Source organism: Janthinobacterium sp. SUN176 (genome assembly GCF_030587335.1).
Taxonomy (GTDB): Bacteria; Pseudomonadota; Gammaproteobacteria; order Burkholderiales; family Burkholderiaceae_D; genus Janthinobacterium; species Janthinobacterium kumbetense.
In genome coordinates, this window is sequence record NZ_JAPWIA010000005.1 from 26,699 (window position 1) to 48,386 (window position 21,688).

Annotated in this window: 8 protein-coding genes; all 8 read left to right on the forward strand. The window is 67.5% G+C overall.

Annotation, left to right across the window (positions count from 1 at the left end):
* Window positions 1-168: 168 nt before the first annotated feature.
* The 8 genes from O3299_RS24310 to O3299_RS24345 all read left to right on the forward strand — a co-directional run bounded on the left by O3299_RS24310 (window position 169) and on the right by O3299_RS24345 (window position 21,587).
* The gene (locus O3299_RS24310; protein ID WP_305063373.1) at window positions 169-13,821 is read left to right on the forward strand and encodes a filamentous haemagglutinin family protein; all 13,653 of its coding nucleotides are present in this window, start codon (window positions 169-171) and stop codon (window positions 13,819-13,821) included.
* A 146-nt stretch (window positions 13,822-13,967) separates the two neighbouring features.
* Window positions 13,968-15,605, forward strand: coding sequence for a ShlB/FhaC/HecB family hemolysin secretion/activation protein (locus O3299_RS24315; RefSeq protein WP_305063374.1), 1,638 nt, complete (start codon window positions 13,968-13,970; stop codon window positions 15,603-15,605).
* A gap of 56 nt (window positions 15,606-15,661) precedes the next feature.
* Complete coding sequence (locus O3299_RS24320) at window positions 15,662-17,443, forward strand: DUF2341 domain-containing protein (protein WP_305063375.1); 1,782 nt, start codon at window positions 15,662-15,664, stop codon at window positions 17,441-17,443.
* Window positions 17,444-17,456: 13 nt separating this feature from the next.
* Complete coding sequence (locus O3299_RS24325) at window positions 17,457-17,867, forward strand: biopolymer transporter ExbD (RefSeq protein WP_034753784.1); 411 nt, start codon at window positions 17,457-17,459, stop codon at window positions 17,865-17,867.
* Between the two features lie 10 nt (window positions 17,868-17,877).
* Entirely contained in the window at window positions 17,878-18,594 is a 717-nt protein-coding gene (locus tag O3299_RS24330; RefSeq protein WP_305063376.1) for an energy transducer TonB, read from the forward strand.
* Between the two features lie 36 nt (window positions 18,595-18,630).
* Window positions 18,631-20,364 (forward strand): putative porin, encoded by a 1,734-nt coding sequence (locus O3299_RS24335; protein ID WP_289914062.1) that lies wholly within the window; start codon window positions 18,631-18,633, stop codon window positions 20,362-20,364.
* Window positions 20,365-20,373: 9 nt separating this feature from the next.
* Entirely contained in the window at window positions 20,374-21,069 is a 696-nt protein-coding gene (locus O3299_RS24340) for a hypothetical protein (RefSeq protein ID WP_305063377.1), read from the forward strand.
* Between the two features lie 29 nt (window positions 21,070-21,098).
* Entirely contained in the window at window positions 21,099-21,587 is a 489-nt protein-coding gene (locus O3299_RS24345) for a YbjN domain-containing protein (protein ID WP_305054669.1), read from the forward strand.
* Window positions 21,588-21,688 lie beyond the last annotated feature (101 nt).

The window sequence follows — 21,688 nt, forward strand, 5'->3', positions numbered from 1 at the left end:
TGGCATGCCGCCAATTATGACATTTTCATGACCTTTTGCAGTCCCGGACCTTGTTCCCTGTCAATGCTGCTGGAAGCCGCGAATCAGTGCCTGCCGCCCGCCCCCGTGCGTGCCGCGCGCCGCCTCGCGATATCGGTCAGCAACGGAACATGAAAAGGGAATGTCGCCATGCAGCGAAGCAAGTCGGTCACGAAACACGCATCCTCCTCCGCCATGGCGGGCAACCGGACCGGGCGCCCCGTGCGCCTGAAACCGCTGGCGCTGGCCATCGCCGTGCTGCTGCAGGCGGGCGGCGCGCAGGCGCAGCAGCCGTTCAGCGGCGCCTGGTTTGCCGGCAAGGGCGCGCAGCAGGGCACGGCGGCCAGCACGGGACGCTTGCCGAATGGCCAGCCAGCCACCTCGCTGAACAATCCTTTGCTGCAGCAGCAGAAGGCGGAAGGCAAGCTGCAGCAATCACTGAATAACCTGTTGCTGGCCGCGCGCGGCATCGCCGCCGAGCAGGCGGTGCAGGCAGCCGCGCGCCAGGCGGCGCTGGCGGCGGGCGGCGCTCCCGATGGCCTGGTCAAGGGCGGCTTGCAGGTCGACAGCAACAGCCTGACGGCCGGCTGGCTCAACGCCCAGGGACCGGTGCAGAGCCAGGCCGACGGCAAGACCGTCGTGAAGGTCGTGCAGACGGACGACAAGGCGATACTGAACTGGGAAAGTTTTAACGTCGGTAAGAACACCACCTTGCAATTCGACCAGAAATCGAACTGGTCCGTATTGAACCGGGTCAATGATCCGCTGGCGCGCCCCAGCCAGATCCAGGGCCAGATCAAGGCCGATGGCACGGTGATGATCGTCAACCGCAACGGCATCGTGTTTACGGGCAGCAGCCAGGTCGATACGCGCAATCTGGCGGCCGCCGCCATGGGCATGAGCGACAGCCAGTTCAAGAGCGGCCTGTACGGCAAGGCGCAGGGCACGGGCGCCGTGCCGACCTTTGCGAATGACTTGTTGCTGGACCAGAATACCTTCAAGTATGGCAAGGCCGAGGCCGATGTCGTCGTCGCCGCCGGCGCGCGCATCGACACGCGCAAGCCGCAGACGGTGACGGAAGGCGGCGGCTATGTGCTGCTGGCCGGCCGCGGCGTCGACAATGCGGGCGCCATCACCACGCCGAACGGCCAGACCACGCTGGCCGCCGGCGACGCCATCGTCGTGCACCCGGGCCAGGGCACGGACAAGAACCAGTATTCGAGCACGCGCGGCAATGAAGTCGGGATGCTGCGCGTGGCCGGCAGCGGCGCCGGCGCCGTCGTCAACAGCGGCTTGATCCAGTCGGCCGGCGGCGACATCACGCTGAGCGGCAACACGCTGCGCCAGGACGGCGTGCTGCTGTCGAGCACCTCCGTCAACGGACGCGGCGCCATCCACCTGGCGGCGGCGGGCGACGACGCCAAGGTCACCATGGGCCGCGGCAGCGTCAGCGCCATTGTTATCGACGATAACGGCGCCACGGCGCTCGATGTGCAGCGCGACACCCTGCTGAAAGACACGGGCAAGGGAACGGACACGCCGCTGGACCGGCGCGACCAGTCGCTGGTGCGCATCGTTTCGGCCGGCAACGTGGAGTTCGAAGGCGATTCGCTGACCCTTGCCACGGGCGGCCAGGTGCTGGTCGACGCGGCCCGCCGCAGCCACGTGGCGCGCGACGCCGCCATCGACGTCTCCGGCGCCGTCGGCGTGAAGGTCGACATGAGCAGCAACAATGTGCTGATCAACGTGCAGGGCAACGAGCAGCGCGACGCGCCCGGCAGCCGCGACGCCAAATACCTGAACAACAGCGATGTGTGGGTCGACCGCCGCGACCTGGTGCTGGTGCCGGCCGGCACGAATGGCTATGCCACGGACCGCTGGTACACGGCCGGCGGCTTGCTGGAAGTGAGCGGCTACCTGAACACCAGCGGCCACGGCATCGGTGAATGGGCGGCCCAGGGCGGCACCGTCGGCTTTGGCGGCGGCGAAGTGGTGACGCAGGCCGGTTCGCGCATCAATATCGCCGGCGGCTCGCTGGACGTGCAGACGGGCATGGTCAAGCAGACGTGGCTGAAGGGCGCCGATGGCGCGATGTACAAGCTCAGCACGGCGCCGGGCGACAATCTGTACACGGGTCTGTACCGCGGCTATGAAAGCACGCATGCGCGCTGGGGCGCGAATACGACGGAAACCTATGCGAATGCCCTGATCGGCCCGCGCGAACGCCTGGAAAACGGCTATACGGTGGGCCGCGATGCGGGCCGCCTGATCGTTTCCACGGGCGCGGCCGTGCTGGAAGGCGATATCGATACGTCCGTGTTCCAGGGCGAGCGCCAGCAGCGCAAGCGCGATGACGGCGTGGATGGCTACAAGCAGGCGCAGACGGCGGCGGCGCGCGCCGGCCAACTGATCGTCGGCAAAATGACACCCGTCTTCGATACCAAGACGGGCCAGATGCGCGACAGCCCGCAAGCCGTGCTGGACAAGGTGCAAATCGGCAAGGTGGCCGGCATCGCCGATGGCCAGCTGCTGGACGCCGCCTTGCCGGCCGCGCGCAGCCAGACCTTGCAGCTCGACGCCGACTGGCTCAACGGGCTGGAATTGGGCGTGCTGAATATCTATGCCTACGACAAGCTCGACGTCAATGCCGACGTGCGCGTGGCCGATGGCGGCGACATCGCCCTGCACGCCACCGACGTGGCCCTGAAAGCGAACGTGAGCGCGCGCGGCGGCAGCATCGCCGCCGGCGACATCGTCTCGCGCTACCTGGCGAATGCGGGCGCGGTATGGGCCGATGGCAAGCTCGTGCCGGACAACCGTCCCACTGGCACGGCCGGCGTGCGCGTGGCGCCCGGCGTGCGCCTCGATGCGCGCGGCCTGTGGAGCAACCTGGAACTCGATCCCGGCGCCGGCGCTGGTTTGCCGTATATCAATGGCGGCAAGGTCAGCCTGAAAAGCTCGGGCGGCATCGACCTGACGGGCGGCAGCGTCATCGACGTCTCGTCCGGCGCGGCCCTGATGGGCAATGGCAGCCTGCAGGGCGGGCGCGGCGGCGACATCACCCTGGCGGTCGATCTGCCGACGGAGAAGGCGCCGACGGGCGCCATGCTCAAGCTCGATGGCGAATTGCGCGGCCATGGCGTGAAAGGCGGCGGACGCCTGGTGATCGACAGCGGCGCGGCCGTCAGCATCGGCGGCCAGCTGCTCGAAGGCGATGTGTTGCCAGGCGGCAGCAGTTCGCCGTTGGCCCTGCGCCTGGCCGATGAATTGCTGATCGCCAAGGGCGAGACGATTCCCCTGGCTTTCACCTTGACCACCAGCGTGATCAAGCCGGGCCAGGCCTTGAGCAAACCCGTGGTGGTGGATGTGTCGGTGCAAAAACCGCTGGTGCTGGGGGCCGACCTGCTGTTGCCGCCTGGCGCGCACGTCGTCATCAACAACGCGACGTATGTATGGGAGGGTTCCATCGTGCCAGCCGGCAGCGTGCTGACGGTCATCAATGGCCTGAATGCCGGCTTCGTGGTGTCGGCGGCGGCCTTTCCGCAGGGCTTGCCTATCGTACCGGTGACGACGAAGTACGCGGCGGGCAGCATCGCCACCGAAGAATTGCGCGCGCCGCCTGGTCTGGTGCTGCCGGCCGGCATGGTGCTGGGGCGCGACGCGGCCGTCAAGCCGCTGCTGGCGCTGGACGCGAGCCTGTTCCGGAGCGGTTTTGCCGACTACGCCATCACGGGCCGCGATGGCGTCGCGGTGGTCAAGGATGCGCATATCGACGTCACCATGCCCGTGTTGCATTTCAATCCCGCCACGGGCCATACGGTGGCGGGCGGCACCGATCCTGGCGCCGCGCTGGAACTGTGGACGCCGGAGCTGTACCAGGAAGATGCGCGCAAGGCCCGCCTGACGCAGCGCGCCGGCGCCAACCTGTCGCTGACGGCCGGCAGTCCGCACGTGAAGGGCGCCCTGGCGGTGGCCCAGGGCGCCGTCATCAAGGTTGATCCGGGCCGCCAGATCAGCCTGACGGGCAATGACCAGATCACCGTCGATGGGCGGCTCGACGCCTGGGGCGGCAAGATCGCCATCCTGCCAGGCACGTTTGGCACGGGCAATGATGTGGACTTGCCGAACGGCAAGGGACAAGCGACGTCGATCTGGATCGGCGACAAGGCCGTGCTGGACGTGGCCGGCCGCGCCACGGTCGCCACCGACATGCGCGGCGGCCGCTATGGCCGTGCGGACCAGGGCGGCAGCATCGAAATCGGCGCCCGCTACAAGGCTGACGCTGCCAGCGTCGACGCGGCCGATGCCTTTGTCGTCGTGCGTCCGGGCGCCCTGCTCGACGCCAGCGGCGCGCAAGCCGCACTGGACTTGCCGAACCAGGGCGCCGTCAACGTGGCCGGTAATGGCGGCTTGATTTCGCTCAGTTCGTACAACGGCATCTTTGCCGACGGCACCCTGCGCGCCGCGGCCGGTGGCGCCGGTGCGGCCGGCGGCACCCTGGCGCTGGCGCTGGACACGCCCAATTATGGCAAGGTCGACCGCTACAACTTGCAAGGCGGCAACGTGGACAACGCGGTGCGCGTGCCGCGCGAAATGTTGCTGGCGCAGGTGCAGGGCGAGAGCGCCTTGCCCGTCGACTTGCGCGCCGGCCAGCAGGATGCGGCGCTGCGCTACGGCAGCGCGCGCCTGGGCGTCGACCGCGTGCAGGCGGGCGGCTTCGACAACCTGGCCCTGCATGTGAATGGCATGCTCGGTTTTGACGGCGACGTCAACCTGTCGCTGGGCCAGAGCCTGCGCCTGAGCGCCACCTCGCTGGGGCTGGCGCAGCAGCCTTTGCCCGATGGCCAGGACAAGGCGACCAGCCTTGCCAGCCAGGTGCGCCTGGCGGCGCCGTATGTGCGCCTGGGCACGGCCGTGCGCGCGCAGAAGGACGATTACATCGTGCCCAATGCCGTAAAAGGCTCGAAAAACCTGGGCAGGGGACGGGGCATGCTGGGCGTGCCGCTGGTGGCCGAGGATTCCTTGCTGCAGATCGATGCGGGCATGCTCGATATCGCGGGCGAGGTCAACATGGGTACGCGCGGCACCATCGCGCAGAGCAGCGGCGCCGACCTGGTGGTCGAACGCGATGCCTTCGAGCAGCTGACCCTCAACAGCCGCGGCGACATGCGCCTGTCGAACAGCGCCGCCCTGTACCAGCCGGGCAATGCCACCTTGGTGGCCGCGCAAATCTACCCGGCCACGGGCGACAGCGGCATGGTCACGGTGGGCCAGAAGAGCGCCATCGACGAATACGGCATTATCCGCGTCACGCTCGATCCGCTGCGCACGCTCGATATCGGGCGCAGCGCCGGCAGCGCCACGCCGAACCAGCCGTTCTCCGTGTTTGGCAGCCTGAGCCTGGTTGCCCCCACCATCAACCAGCATGGCGTGCTGCGCGCGCCGCTGGGCCAGATCAATCTGGGCGCCGAAGGCTATGAAGCCTACACGGGCCATGTCAACCTGTTGCCGGGCAGCCTGACGTCCGTCAGCGCGAAAGGCTTGACGATGCCGTACGGCGGCACGCTCGATGGCCTCAGCTACCTGTATGACGGCAACGACGTCGTGTTCAAGGGCGTGGGCAACGGTCCCGAGATCGCCTTGACGGGCGCCGCCGTCGACGTGCAAGCCGGCGCCGTGCTCGACCTGTCGGGCGGCGGCACCTTGACGGGCGCGGCCTTCCTGGCCGGACGCGGCGGCTCCACCGACGCGCGCCTCAATCCGCTGGTGCAGATGAAGCCGAACGGCGGCTTCACCCTGCCCGGCCTGAATACCAACCCCGTGTACGCCATCATTCCCGGCGTACAGCCGGACGTGGCGCCTTTGACGGCCGAGCAGGGCGCGGGCAAGCCCGCCGTGGGACGCCAGATCACCATCGGCGCGGGCGTGCCCGGCCTGGCGGCCGGCACCTACACCTTGCTGCCATCGACTTTTGCCCTGCTGCCCGGTGCATTCCGCGTGGAATTGAATGGCCTGGCCGGCGCCGTCGAGACAGGCGGCACGATCGCCATGCGCAATGGCTCGTTTGCCACCGCGGCGCAGACGGGCGTGGCGGGCACGGCGTTCCGCGACGTGGTGGCGCAGCAAGCCATCCTGACGCCGGCCGACGTGCTGCGCAGCTATTCGCAATACAATGAAACGGGCTATGCCGCCTTTGCCGTGGCGCAAGCCACGCGCGACGGCGTGCCGCGCGCCATGCTCGAACGCGACGCCAAGGGCGTGCGGCTGCAACTGATCGCTCCATCCCTGCACAGCGTCGAGAACAACCATACGCCATTGATGATGGATGGCAGCACCCTGTACGCGCCGGCCGAGGGCGGCTTCGGCGGCTCCCTGCTGCTGGGTACGGGCAACCATGCCTCGACCCGCTACGAAGTGCTGGCCGACGGCACGGCGCCGCTGGCCGATTTCAATGGCGTCTCCGTGCATGCGTCGCAGATCAATGCCTTCGGCGCCCAGCGCGTGGGCATCGGCGGCTTGCCGCGCGTGACCTACAGCGAATTTGGCACGGGCAGCAACCAGCGCGCCAATATCGCCGCCATCAACGAATCGGCGGGCGGCATCGTGCTGCGCGACGGCGCCGTGCTGAAGGCGGCCGAAGTGTTCCTGGTGACGGCGAGAAAAGACGACGGCATCATCCTCGAGCAGGGTTCCGGCATCAATACGCTGGGCCGCGGCAAGGCGGCCTGGGACTCGCGCGACGGCTATGTGTACCTGCCCATGGGCAGCGTGCTGGCCGTTTCGAACGGCTGGCTGGACATGCTGCCGGCCGCAGCGCCGTCGTCCGAATCGTATGGCCCCGGCATCATCGACATCGGCGCCTGCAAGAAGGCGGACGGCGCCTGTGGCGGCGGCACCTCGCTGTATTCCGAGGGCACCATCGCCGCCGTGACGGAGCGCGCGTTTACCCTGCGCGACAACGTGCGCTACGGCACGCGCAACCTGGTGCTGGCGATGGGGGCGATCAATGTCGGCAGCGAGGCGTCCCTGGCGGACGCCAGCGCCCGCGGCGCCCTGCCGGACGGCCTGGCGCTGAACCAGGGCGTGCTCGACCGCCTGCTGCGCGGCGACACCAGCACGGGCGCACCGGCGCTGGAAAGCCTGGGCTTGACGGCGCGCAACTCCTTCAACTTCTATGATTCGTCGCAGCTGTCGACCATCGATGCGGCCACGGGCAAGTCGTCGCTGTCGCGCCTGGTGCTCAATACGCCGGCCATCTACGGCTATGGCGGCGCGGACGCGCTGGCGCGCATCCACACGGACACCCTCGTGTGGCAGGGCGCGACGAACGCGCCCGGCGCCGTGGTTGCGAATGGCCCCGGCACGGGCAGCGGCCGCCTGCAGGTCGATGCCAAGCGCATCGAGTTCGGCTTCACGGCGGACAGCCGTCCCGACACCATCCACAAGCTGGACCGCCTGGTGCTGGGCTTTGGCCAGGTGGCGCTGAACGCCAGCGAACAGCTGACGGCCAACAACAAGGGCAGCCTGTCCGTCTACCAGTCGCAAAGCGCGTGGGATACGGCCACCAATGGCTACCGCTACAGCGGCGGCGATTTGCTGATCAATACGCCGCTGCTGACGGGCGCGGCCGGCTCCGTCAACCGCATTACGGCGGGCGGCGACCTGAAGGTGAGCGCACCGGCAGGCGCGGCCGCCGCCTCGCCGACGAATGCGGCGCTGGCCGGCGCACTGGGCGCCGAAGTGGCGCTGAGCGGCAACAATGTCAGCGTGGATACGTCGGTGGTCTTACCAAGCGGAAAATTGACCCTGTCGGCCGAGCGCGATGTGCTGCTGGGCGACAAGGCCAAGCTGGACCTGGCGGGGCGCAAGATCGATTTCTACGACACCAGCAAGTACAGCTGGGGCGGCGACGTGATCCTCGACAGCCGCGAAGGCGACGTGCGCCAGGCGGCCGCCTCCGTGATCGACGTGTCGGCCGTGAACAACCGCGCCGGCAAGCTGAGCGCGACAGCCACCGGTGACGCTGCCGGCAGCGTCGATTTGCGCGGCACCTTGCTGGGCGGCGCCAGCGGCAGCTATGACGCGGGCGGCACCCAGGTGCTGTACGCGGCCGGTGGTGCGGAGATCCGCGCCCAGCGGATCGGCGACTTCGCCGGCCTGAACCAGCGTTTGAACACGGGCAAGGTATTCGGCAGCCGCAGCTTCCAGCTCAAGCAGGGCAATTTGACCATCGGCGACGAGCTCAAGGCGCGCGAAGTGAGCGTCTCCGTCGACGGCGGCAGCCTGACGGTGCATGGCCGCATCGACGCCAGCGGCGAACAGGTGGGCAGCATCCGCCTGGCCGGCCGCGACGGCGTCACCATCCAGTCCGGTGCCGTGCTCGACGCGCACGGCACGGTGCTGCGCACGGACAGCTATGGCCAGGTGATCGAGGCGCCGAACCGCGCCGTGATCGAACTGGCGTCGCCTGGCGGCCGCCTGACCCTGGAAAACGGCGCGCGCTTCGATCTGCGCAGTGGCGAGGCAGGCAAAGGCGGCGGCAACTATGGCAGCATCGACCTGAACGCGCGCCGCCTCGGTGGCGCCACGGGCGACGACATCGACATCGACGCGGCCGGCGCGCTGAACATCGCCGGCGTGCGCACCGTCAACGTCAACGCCTTCTGGCAATACAAGGATGCCCCGGCCGGCGCCGGCAAGGATGCGGACGGCCGCAGCTACCAGAGCATCAACCAGGCTTACCTGGACGGGAAGCACGGGGACAGCCAGGCCTTCATGGTCAATGCGCTGGCGAACGGCAACTTGATGAACAACAAATTGCGCGGCTTGCGCGGCGATGCGAACGCCTTCCACCTGCGTCCCGGCGTCGAGATCGTCAGCGCCACGCCGGGCGGCGACCTGCATATCGATGGCGACATCGACCTGTCCGGCCACCGCTACGACGGCGTCAATCCGCTGGCGCGCCTGAGCGGCGTGTACGGCTCGGGCGAGGCCGGTGCGCTGGTGCTGCGCGCCGGTGGCAAGCTCAGCGTCTTTGGCAGCATTACCGATGGTTTCGATACCAGCAAGCTGCCCGTCACGGTCGATAACAAGGGCTGGCAGCTGGTGAAGGGCCGGATGCCGTGGGGCGGCGAGGTCGTCGTGCCGCAAGCGGGCCTGGTGACCCTGGCCGAGGACACGTATTTCAAATCGGGCACGAGCGTCAATTTTGCCGTGCCGATGAAAGCCATGGAGTTGCGCAGCGGCACCTTGCTGGCGGCGCGCGCCACCTTGACGGCGGAGTTGAACTTGCCAGCAGGCAGCGTGCTGGGCGGTGCCGTGCGCAATGCCGACGGCAGCGTGCTGTACGCGGCCGGCACCGTCTTGCCCAAGGCGCTGACCTTATCGAGCGGCATGCAGCTCGATGCCGGCCTGCGCCTGCCTGGCGCGGCCAAGGTGGCGGCCATGGTGTGGCCGGCGAATGTGGCCTTGCCCTTCCCGGAAGGCCAACCGCGCGACACGGGCGATAGCGTCAATTCCGTCAATGGCGTGGTGCTGGCCTCCGCGCTGGCGCTGGACAAGGGCAGCGTGCTGCCAGCCGGCACGCTGGTCAAGCTGCCTGGCGACGCGACCATGGTGGCGCTGCGCAGCGAGGATGGCAGCGGCAGCCAGGGCCGCAACCTGGCGCTGGCGCCCATGCTGGCCCAGGGTTCGCAAGCGTGGTCGCTGCGCCTGGTGGGCGGCGCCGATACGGCCGCGGCCGATACGCGCGCGCTGCGGCCGCATGCGAAGGACGCCCATCTGATGCTGGCCGATACGCATTACGGCATGGGGGAAAAGACGTCGGTCAAGCCGGGTACGGGTTTGCCGGGCAAATATATCTTCAGTGAACAAGCCATCAGCGAGGGCATGCCGGAAGGCGAGGTTGATATCGAGACGTGGTTTGGCAGCGAAGAGTTCATGCTGGAGTACTATGCCCATTATGTGATCAAGGTGGCGGACGGCACGCCGCCCGAATATGTGACCAATGTGGAACCGGCGCGCCAGCCCCTGTTCAGTGTGCTGCGCACGGGCACGGGCGACCTCGACTTGCTGGCCGCGGGCGACTTCGACATGCGTTCGCTGTATGGCGTTTACACGGCGGGCACGCAGTCGGCCTCGCCGCTGGTCGATGGCAAGGATCTGTTCAACTTGCCGCGCGGCCTGAACGCCAAGGGCCAGCTGCTCGGCGCCCTGGGCGACAAGCTGACGCGCTTCGTCGATGGCGGCAGCGAGAGCCTGTACCGCGCCTGGTATCCCGAGCACGGCGGCAATCTGCTGCTGCGCGCCCAGGGCGACGTCAAGGGCGATACCCTGGGCACCTCCACGCAACGCCGCGAAGATGCCATCGGCTTCCTCAACGCGCAGCAGGACACCAGCGATATCGGCAGCTGGCTGTGGCGCCAGGGCAGCGGCAGCACGGGCGCGGGCGTGCCGACGGCGTGGTGGGTCAATTTCGGCACCTACGTCGCGCGCCCGGAAGGTCCCGACCTGTTTGCCGGCTTGCCGGTCGTGTCGGGCTTTACGGGCATCGGCACCCTGGGCGGCGGCAATGTGCTGCTGCAGGCGGGCGGCGACGCCGGCATGCTGACCTCGCGTGCCGACCCGGCCGGCGAATTCGCGCCGCGCAGCCAGGGCCTGAACGTGGCCGTGGGCAGCACGGGCAGGGTGACGCCGGACGGCAAGCTGCTGCTGACGGGCGGGGGCGACCTCGACATCCGCATCGGCGGCGGCCTCAATCCGGTCGCCGCGGTGCGCAGTTTCGACCGCAACGGAGACTTCGCGAATGTCGATACGCGCTTCGAGCGCCAGTATCCCACGCTCAACAGTACCTTCACCAACCTGCGTGGCGCGCTGCGCATGGAGGCGGGCGCCGTGGGCGGCGTCGAACTGCGTTTCGACCGCGCCGATCCGACGGAATCGCGGCCGTACGAAACCTACACGGCGGGCACGTCCATCGCCAGCGGCGGGCCTATCCTGGTGCCGGGCGACAGCGGCGTGCGCATCGATGCGCGCGGAGACCTGGTGCTGGGCGGCACGGCCGATGCGGGCCGCGTGAAGCAGCTGGGCAACGGTTCGCCGTTCAACTACCAGGGCGTGGCGCGCACCGGCGAAGGCTGGAGCTGGTTCTCGCTGTGGACGCCGGCCACGGCCATCGACCTGTTCAGCACGGGCGGCAACTTGACGCCCACCTCGTCCTGGATCAATTCGACGATCGGCGACAACCACGCGCCGACGGACGGGCGCTTCGTCATGCCGTCCGTGCTGCGCGCCGTGGCCGCCAGCGGCAGCTTGTACTACGGCAATGCCAGCCTGGGCAGGCTGGGTGGTGATGGCGGCAAGGTGGACATGCCGCAAAACGGCGTGATCCTGGCGCCGTCGCCGGTGGCGCCGCAATTTGTCAAGACGGGCACGGGCCAGCTGGAAATGCTGGCCGCCGACTCCATCCATGCGGCCGGTTATCCGATCACGCCATCGGGCGCCGACCCGCGCATGCTGCCGAATCCGTTCAATCCGGGCTTCGTCGGCGCCCTGGACAAGGTCTGGTTCGGCCTGCTGCCGCTGCATAACGTCAGCGCCGATGCGCTGGCGCCCGGTGCGCTGAAATGGTTCGGCTCGACCCCGAACGGTGCCAGCGATGCCGGGCAACAACTGTATCCGCTGTTCAGCATGACGCCGCCGACGGTGTCCGACTATGTGCCGGCAGGCCAGCTGCCCGCGCGTTTCTATGCCAGCAGCGGCGACATCGTCGGCCTGCGCACGGGCGGCATCGTGTATCGGGGCAACCTGAAGGGCGTCAGCGGCGCCCTGGGGCTGTGGTACGAGGGCGGCGGCGCCGTGGCTGTGCGCGCCGGACGCGATATCGTCAACTCGGGCACGCCGCTCGGCAGCGTCGAGGGCGTGCCGGACGGCGCGGCCGGATGGACCAGCCAGGGCTTTGTCGGCCGGCCGGACTATCCGGACAAGCCGGTCGTCACCGGCAGCTCGACGGCGCGCGGCAACCTGTTCGTGCACCGCCACGCCGATGACGTTTCCGTCGTCAGCGCCGGGCGCGATATCCGCTACAGCACCTTCTATGTGGCGGGACCGGGCCAGCTCAATGTGAGCGCCGGACGCGACCTGTACATGGCCGACAAGGGCGAGCTGCGCAGCCTCGGTTCCATCGTCAGCACCGGTCCCGGCGAGCGCGGCAATGGCGCCGGCATCAGCGTGGCCGCCGGCGTGGGCCGCAATGGCCCCGACTACGCGGCCTTCGCGGCGCGCTACCTGGACCCGGCCAAGCTGGCCGACCCGGGCCGTCCGCTGGCCGACCAGGCCGGCAGCGCCGTGTACGTCTACGGCGGCAAGCTGACCCTGGCCGACTGGCTGCGCGGCCAGTTCGGCTACAAAGGCGACGAGGCGGGCGCTGCCGCCTTCCTCGGCACGAAACAGGCGGAACTGGAAAAGGCCGGCCAGCAAACGGGCGGCGTGCGGCGCGACCTGGCGCGCGAATACGCGCAGGTCAGCCAGTTGCACCTGGTGAACTGGCTGACGACGCGCTTTGGCGGCGACAGCGGCCTGGGTATCCGCTACGACCCGGCCACCGATGCGCGCAGCTTCTTTGCCGCCTTGCCGAAGGAACAGCAGCAGGTGTACCTGAGCAATGTCTACTTTGCCGAACTGAAGGCGGCCGGGCGCGAGTACAACGATCCGGACGGCGTGCGCCGCGGCAGCTACCTGCGCGGCCGCGAAGCCATCGCCACCCTCTTCCCGACGCAGGACAAGGCGGGCAAGAAGATCGAGTACAAGGGCGACCTGACGATGTTCAGCAGCGCTCTGTACACGGTCAACGACTACGCAGGCATCTATACCAAGCGGCCCGTCGCGGGCGTGCGCTACCTGAGTCCGCAGGAGTGGGCCGAGGCGGGGCGTCCGACCGTCAACGTGCCGCACGTGATCGTCAACGATGCCGGCATGCACACGGATTTCGGCGGCGATATCGGCATCGCGGTGCCGGGCGGGCGCGCGCTGATCGGCGTCGACGGCGGCTATGCGCCGGGCGAAGGCTCGGGCGTGCTGACGCAGGGGGCGGGCGAGATCCAGATGTATGCGAAAGACAGCATTCTGCTGGGCCAGAGCCGCATCTTCACCACTTTCGGCGGCAACATCCTGGCCTGGTCGGCCACGGGCGACATCAATGCGGGCCGCGGCACCAAGTCCACCGTCGTCTACACGCCGCAGCGCCGCACCTACGACAGCATCGGCCTGGTCAGCCTGTCGCCGAGCACGCCGACGACGGGCGCCGGCATCGCCACCCTGAACCCGATCCCGGAGGTGCCGCCCGGCGACATCGACCTGATCGCCCCGCTGGGCACCATCGACGCGGGCGAGGCGGGCATCCGCGTCTCGGGCAACGTCAACCTGGCGGCCTTGCAGGTGGTCAACGCGGAAAACATCCAGGTGCAGGGCAAGTCGACGGGCATGCCCGTGATCGCCTCGGTGAACGTGGGGGCGCTGAGCAATGCCAGCGCGGCCGCCACGCAAGCTGTGACGGCGGCGCAGGACGTGCTGCAGCGCGAACGGGCTGCCACGCGCCAGGCGCAGCCGTCGCTGTTCACGGTGAAGGTGCTGGGCTTTGGCAACGAGCAGGCGGACGAAGCCGGTGTTGGCAAGCACACGGGCGGCGAACCGCAGGCGTCCAGCTACCAGCCGGCCGGTGTGGTGCAGGTGCTGGGGGCGGGGCCGTTGACGGCGCCGCAGCTGCAGGCGCTCACGCCGAACGAGCGGCGCGGTTTGCAGCCTTGAGCGGAGTTTTATGAACATTTGATGACATTCGGCAGTCGCCGCGCGCGGCGGCTGTCTAGGCATCAGTAGATCAGCATTAGCAACAAAAATACGCCGGCCCAGCGCCGCAACACAGGGCAACCGTTTGATTTTAAGGTGAATGGAAGATGCGTGAAATGACAACCAAGGGCAGGGGCGTGCCGCCAGCGGCGCCTGCAACCGCCTTGACGATGCTGTGCCTGGCCATGCTGGCGCTGTCCGGCATGGCGCGCGCGCAGGACGCGGTCCCGGCGGCCGCTCCTGTGGCCGCGCCGGAACGGCAGGTGACGATCGAGGAATACCTGGTGCGCGGCAATACCGTGCTCGATGCGCGTGCCATCGAAGAGGCGGTGACGCCCTTCCTGGGGCCGGGCCGCACCCTGAAGGACGTGGAAGGGGCGCGCGACGCCCTCGTTGCGGCATATCAAGCCCGCGGCTACCAGTCCGTCTACGTGGACTTGCCGGAGCAGCAGGTGGAGCAGGGCGTGGTGGTGCTGCAGGTGAGCGAAACGAAGGTGGGACGCTTGCGCGTCGTCGGCGCGCAATACAACTCGCCGCTCGACGTGCGCCAGCAAGTACCGGCCTTGACGGAAGGCAAGGTGCCCGACTTTACGCAGGCGCAAGTGGAGCTGACGGCCCTGAACCGCGGTCCCAAGCGCCAGGTGATGCCGCTGGTCAAGCAGGGCAGCCTGCCCGGCACCATGGACGTGGACTTGAAGGTCGAGGACAGCAGCCCGTGGCGCGCCAGCGTCGGCTTGAACAACGATTACAGCGCCGATACCAAGAAGCTACGCAGCAGCATGTCGGTCGGTCACGACAACCTGTGGCAGATGGGGCATAGCGCCACCATCAGCTTTTTCGGCACGCCGGGCGACCTGAACCAGACCAAGGTGTGGTCCGCCTCGTACGTGGCGCCGATCGGCACGCAAGGCTGGAGCGTGGAAGCGACCGGCTACCAGTCGAACAGCAACGTCGCCAGCACGGGCGGCACCAGCGTGCTGGGCAAGGGCCACGCGCTGGGCATGAAAGTCAACTACACGGTGCCCAACAGCGGCATCTGGTGGCACAGCTTTTCTGCCGGCATCGATTTCAAGGATAACCAGGAAGCCTTGAAACTCAATGGCACGGGCAGCAATATTCCGCTGAAATACGTGCCGCTCAGCGTGGCCTACAACGGCTTTGCGCAGACGGATGCGGCGACGTACGGCCTGGGCCTGTCGCTGGTGGCCGGCACGCGCGCCGCGTTCGGCTATGGCAGCAACAGCGCCGCCTACGACAACAAGCGCTACAAGGCCTCGCCCAGCTTCCTCGTGCTGAAGGGCGACGCCAACGCCACTTACACCCTGGGCAGCGGCGCGCAGCTGCACGGGCGCATGTCGGGCCAGCTGGCTGACGCGGCGCTCGTGTCGGGCGAGCAGATGGCCGCCGGCGGCGCCAATTCCGTGCGCGGCTACCTGTCGGCCGAAGCGACGGGCGACTACGGCATTTCCGGCACCGTCGAATGGCGCACGCCCCAGCTGACGTACTTCAGCCGCCTGGAAAACTGGCGCCTGTTTGCCTTTGCCGATGGCGCGCGCCTGCGCCTGCGCGATCCGATGATCGAGCAGAAAGACCTGTTCGGCCTGGCCTCCGTGGGCGTGGGCAGCAGCTTCCAGTTCCTGCGCTACCTGAATGGCCGCATCGATTTCGCTTACCCGCTGCGCGATGGCCCGCGCACGCACAAACACGTGCGCCGCATCAATTTCAACCTGTCGGCCAGCTACTGACGGGCCAGCTCACCAGCACTGCACTTTTTTAGACTTTTCTTCGGAGAATCACTGTCATGCAACGTTTTCTTTTCCTGCTCACGATCCTGGGCACGCTCGTTCCCGGCCTGGCGCATGCCTGGTGGCAGCCCGACTGGGCTTACCGCAAACCCGTCACCGTCGACGCCGGCCCGAAGGCGGGCGCCGTGGGCGGCGATCCCGGCCGCATTCCCGTGCTGCTGCGCTTGCATTCTGGTAACTTCAACTTCGAAGGCGTCAGCGACAACGGCGCCGACCTGCGCTTCGTGGCGGGCGACGACAAGACGGTGCTGAACCACCAGATCGAGCAGTTCAACCCGCTCCTGGGCATCGCCCTGATCTGGGTCGATGTACCGGCCCTGACGGCCGGCACGCCGCAGCAGCTGTGGATGTACTACGGCAATTCGAAGGCGCCCGCTTCCGGCAACGGCCAGCGCACCTTCGACCCCGATTACAGCCTCGTGTACCACTTCACCGAGCCTGGCGTGCCTTCGCGCGACAGCACCGCCTACGGCAACCATGCCCAGACAGCCGTGCCGGCGCTGGACGGTTCCGTCATCGGCGCCGGCGCCCGCCTGGGTACGGCACCGCTGATGCTGCCTGCCTCGCCTTCGCTGGCGCTGGCCGCCGGCGCGCCCTTCACCTTTTCCGCCTGGGTGCGTCCCGATAACCTGGGCCCGCAGCAAGTGCTGTATGCGCGCCGCGACGGCGCCAACGAATTGCTGATCGGCATCGACCAGGGCGTGCCTTTCGTGCAGGTGAATGGCCAGCGCAGCAAGCCCGGCCAACCGATCCAGGCCGCGCAATGGTCGCACCTGGCTGTGAAAGCCGATAAAGCCAACGTGGCCCTGTACGTGGGCGGCCGTCCGGCCGTGTCGCTGGCCACCGCGCTGCCAGCCTTCACCAGCGCCGCGTCGGTCGGCGCCGATGCGGCGCCGGTCGCTTCCGGCGCCGCCACCCTGAACAACTTCACGGGCGCCATCGACGAGCTGCGCCTGTCGCGCACGGCCCGTCCCGACGCCCTGCTGCTGGCCGACGCCGTCTCGCAAGGTTCCGAATCGCGCCTGGCCGTGTTTGGCGCCGACGAACAGCAGGCCGGCAAGAGCCATTTCGGCTTCATCATCGCCGCCATGCCGCTCGACGCGTGGATCGTCGTCGGCGTGCTGGGCCTGATGATGGTCTTGTCGTGGATCATCATGATCGGCAAGGGCCGCAGCTATGGCGCCATCTCGCGCGCCAATGCGCAATTCATGCAGTCGTTCCACGAAGCGGCCGGCGCGCCGCTGGACCACCTGGCGCGCAACGGCAAGCTGAGCACTTCCGTGAAGACGGATTCCTCGCTGTGGCGCCTGTATGACGTGGCCATCGACGAGATGCGCCGCCGCCACGACCGCGGCTACGACCTGAACGCCGTGTCCAACGCGACGATCGGCGCCATCCGCGCCGCCATGGATGGCGTGATGGTGCGCGAAAGCGAGCGCATGTCGAAACGCATGATCTGGCTCTCGACCACTATCGAAGGCGCGCCGTACGTCGGTCTGTTCGGCACCGTGATCGGCATCATGCTGGTGTTCGTCGTGGCGGCCATGGCCGGCGCCGTGGACATCAACTCGGTGGCGCCAGGCATGGCGGCAGCGCTGTTGTGTACGGCTGCGGGCCTGGGCGTGGCGATTCCCGCCCTGTTCGGCTACAACTGGCTGTCGTCGCGTTCTGACGCCATCGTCGCCGATATGGCCGTCTTCGTCGACGAATTCGCCACGCGTCTGGCTGAAGAGCAGGGCGACGGACGCCAGATGCGTCCCGTGCTGCAACAGGCGTGAGGGGCGCATAACCATGGCCACCTCCGCCAAGTTTACCCCCCGCAAGCGTAGCGGCGGCATCAACATCACGCCCTTCGTCGACGTGCTGCTGGTGGTGCTGGTGATCTTCATCCTGACCAGCAATGCCAGCATTCCCGGCATCAAGGTCGACCTGCCCAAGGCCAGTTCGGCCATGGCGCTGGAAAAACCGAAGACCAAGGCCATCACCATCGACAACGCGGGCCAGGTCTTCCTCGACGCCTATCCCGTCACCTTGCCCGAGCTGGAAGAGCGCTTGCGCACGGAAAAGGCCCTGACGCCCGACTTCCCCGTGATCGTGCGCGGTGATGCCGCCGTGCAATACGCGAAAGTGGTCGAAGTGCTGGACTTGCTGCGCCGCATAGACCTGAACCAGGTGGGCCTGGTGACCGGCAAGCCGGCATGAGGAGCGCAAGGTGAAGCGTGACGACATGATGAAGATGGCCGCCTCGGAACCGTCGGGCGCGGCGCAGTGGTGGCGCCGCTGGGGCGGCGTGGCCGGCGGCGTGCTGCTGGCCGGTGCGCTGGCCGCGCTGGTCTGGTATTTGCTGTCGGACACGGCCGCGACCAAGCGCGAAGTGGCGGCCCCGCCGATGCTGATGCTGCCGCCTCCGCCGCCACCGCCGCCGGAACCGGAAAAACTGCCGGAACCGACGCCCGACAAGGTGGTGCCGGAAGTGTCGGAGCCGGAACCGACGCCGGCCGACAAGCCCATGGATGACGCGCCGGAAAGCCCGTCGCCGGACAAGGGCGACCCCGTCACCATCGATGGCGCGGCGCAGGCCGGTAGCGACGCCTTCGGCATCCAGGCCGGGCGCGGCGGCGGCATGACGGGCGGCGGCGGTGGCGGCGGACTCGGCGCGGGATCGTATGGCCGCTATGTCGCCAACGCGCTGCAGCTGGCCTTTGCCCGCGACCCGCGCACGCGCCAGCTGGCATTCAGCGATATCCGCGTCGACCTGTGGCTCGATACGGAAGGCAGGACGACGAAAGTGCAGCTGGTGCAAGGCACGGGCAATGCGCAGACGGACGAGCAAGTGCTGGCCATGGTGCGCGATTTCCGCGCCGACGAGCGGCCGCCGGCGTCCCTGCGTTTCCCGGCACGTGTGTCGATCAAGGGCCGTCGGCCATAGCGCCCCAATTCATATTAATTTTTTTCGAGAGAAACAATGAATTCCTTATTTTCTTCCCCACAGCGCCTGCGCCGCCTTCCGCTGGCGCTCGCTGCCCTGGCCCTGAGCGTGGCGGCAGGCGCCGTGCAAGCGCAAGCACCGGCCGATAGCACCATGGTCAAACTGATCCGCGGCCTGATCCAGAGCGGCGCCCTCAACAAGGATGCCGGCGAAGCGCTGCTGGCGCAGGCGCAAAGCGAAGCGCTGGCCGCCGCGCAAGCGCGTCCGGCGGCAGCGCCGGCGGCCCTGGCGCAGGTACAGCCGGGCGACGTGCGCGTGCCGTACATTTCGCAAACCGTGCGCGAGCAGATCCGCGACGAAATCAAGGGCCAGGTCATGGCCGAGGCGAAGGCGGGCGGCTGGGCGGCGCCGAATGAAACGCCGGCCTGGACCAAGCGCATCCGCGTGGAAGGCGACGTGCGTGCGCGCTACGAATCGCGCTATTACGACATGGCCAACAGCAATATCGAGATCGACTGGCGCTCGCTCAACAGCGGCAGCGGCTACGACGTCAATTCGAACACCAACCTGGCCCTGCCGGCCCTGCTGAACACGCGCGAAGACCGCAAGCACTTGCTGCGCGCGCGCGCCCGCCTGGGCATCCTGGCCGACATTTCCGACAGCACGCAGGCAGGCATCCGCCTGGCCAGCGGCAACGACGACAGCCCCGTGTCCACCACGCAAACCCTGGGCGGCGGCCTGGGCAAGAAAAACATCTGGCTGGACCAGGCCTGGCTGTCCTACCAGCCCGCTTCCTGGCTGAAACTGACGGCGGGCCGCTTCGACAATCCGTTTGTTTCCAGTGATGAATTGTTTTCCAGCGAACTCAATTTCGACGGCATCGCCGCCAAGGTGCAGCAACCGGTGGGCGACAGCAAGGACGTCACCGTGTTCGGTACCCTGGGCCTGATTCCGCTCGAGTATTCGTCCGACAATGCGCCTAGCCGCAGCCAGGCAAAGATGTCCAGCGAAAACAAATGGCTGCTGGGCGCGCAAGTGGGCGCGTCGTGGAAGATCAACAGCGACCACCAATTGCGCGGCGCGCTGGCCTACTACAACTTCCGCAACATCAGCGGCGAGTATTCGCAGCCGTGCGCGCTGTATGCGGGCGCCGATGGCTGCAACACGGACTGGTCGCGTCCGTCGAGCATGCAAAAGGGTAACAGTTTGATGCTGTTGCGCAATATCGCCCTGAATCCGCTGGACCCGGCGAACACGCCGCAGCCGCAATTCGTGGGCCTGGCGTCGAAATTCCGCCTGGCCAACCTGAATGCGCGCTGGGATAGCAAGGTGGCCGGCGGCACGGACTTGCGCATCGAAGGCGATTATGTGCGCAACATGGCCTACGACAAGAACGAAATGTGGGCGCGCGCCAAGGGCGGCATCATGAACAACTTCGGCGGCACGGGCGGCGTGTCGCAAGCCGATTTCCGGAGCGGCGGCAATGCCTACATGCTGCAGGCAACCCTGGGCAAGGCCAGCCCGGCGGCGCGCGGCGACTGGAACGTTTTGCTGGGCTACAAGCGCATCGAACCGGATGCCTTGCCTGACGCCTACAACGATTCCACCTTCCACCTGGGCGGCACGAATGCGCGCGGCTACTACCTGGGCGGTGCATATGCGCTCGACAAAAATACCTGGCTGAACGGCCGCTGGACGTCGAGCCGCGAAGTGTTCGGTTCGGCGCTGTCGATCGACACCCTGCAAATCGAATTGAACGCGCGTTTTTAAGGAGCCATGATGTTGATATCCAACAAAATGCGCGTGCCGCTACTGTTGCTGAGCTTGCTGGCCGCCGGCACGGCCCAGGCGCAGGGACAGAAGGGCCAGAGCATGGAAGAGCGCCTGCGCGCCGAGTTGCGCAATGTCACGGCGCAACTGCAGCAGACGCGCGGCGAGCTGGAATTGCTGAAAGCCAAGGGCGTGCCTGCCGCCAAGGCGGCGCCCGTCGCCGCGCCTGCCAGCGATGGCTTGAAAAAGGAACTGGCGCGCAGCCAGTCGCAACTGGCGCAGGAGCGCGCGCAACGGGAAAAACTGGGCGAGCAGCAACAGCGCAGCGCCGCCGCCGCGCAAGAGGCAAGCGCCAGCCTGGCGCAGTACCGCCAGGCCAGCGAACAGCTGGCCGCCACGGGCAAGCAGCTGGAAGCGGAGCGCGCGCGCCTCGACGGCGAAGTGGCGTCGCAGCGGGGCGCCCTGGCGCGCTGCGAAAGCAAGAATGCCCAGCTGTATGCGGCCGGGCAGGAAATCCTGCAAGCGTATGAAGGGCTCGACGTGCTGGACGTCATGAAGGCACGCCAGCCGTTCGCCGCGCAAAGCCGGGTGAAACTCGAACAGATTGCCCAGCAGTACGGCGACCAGCTGTACCAGGGGCGCTTTGATGCGCGTCAAACCGAAGCGGCAGCAACGCCGGCCGCCCCCGCGCCGGCCCCCCAATAATTTTACTTTTCGAAATGAATGGAATGACGATGGAAAACACGAATAGCTTGCTGACCACCCTGAATGCGGAACAAACGGCCGAGGCCATCAAGGCGGCCGGCTGCGCCGTCACCAGCATCGAACACGACGGTGTCCTGCGCCTGCACAGCGCCAGCCATGGCATCGGCTTTCAGGTGCTGTGGGGCAATGAAGCATCGCCTGGCCAGTATGCGGATCTGACCCTGAGCTGCCCGCTGCGCGTGCAGGGCGGCGACTTGCCGGCCGGCTTGCTGGCCGAATGGCACCGCAGCAAGCGTTTTGCCCGCGTGGCCCAGCATGGCGATTTCGTCGTGCTGGAAATGGATGTGCTGGTCGCCGGCGGCGTCAGCCGCGAGTACCTGAATATCAATCTGCAACTGTGGACGCAGATGATGGGCCAGTTCTTCTTGTTTTTGCGCAACTTTACGCCGGCCGATACGAGCACCGCTCCGCTCGTCGAAGCCGTCAACGTGGCAGAAGAAGAAACTGTGCCGGCCTGATAAGCGGGTCAACGGCGGCAAAAAAGGCCCGTGACGGGCCTTTTTTGCCGTCTGCGGGTCCCAAGTGTCGTATTAAATACTTATTTTTTAGGCATCGCGCA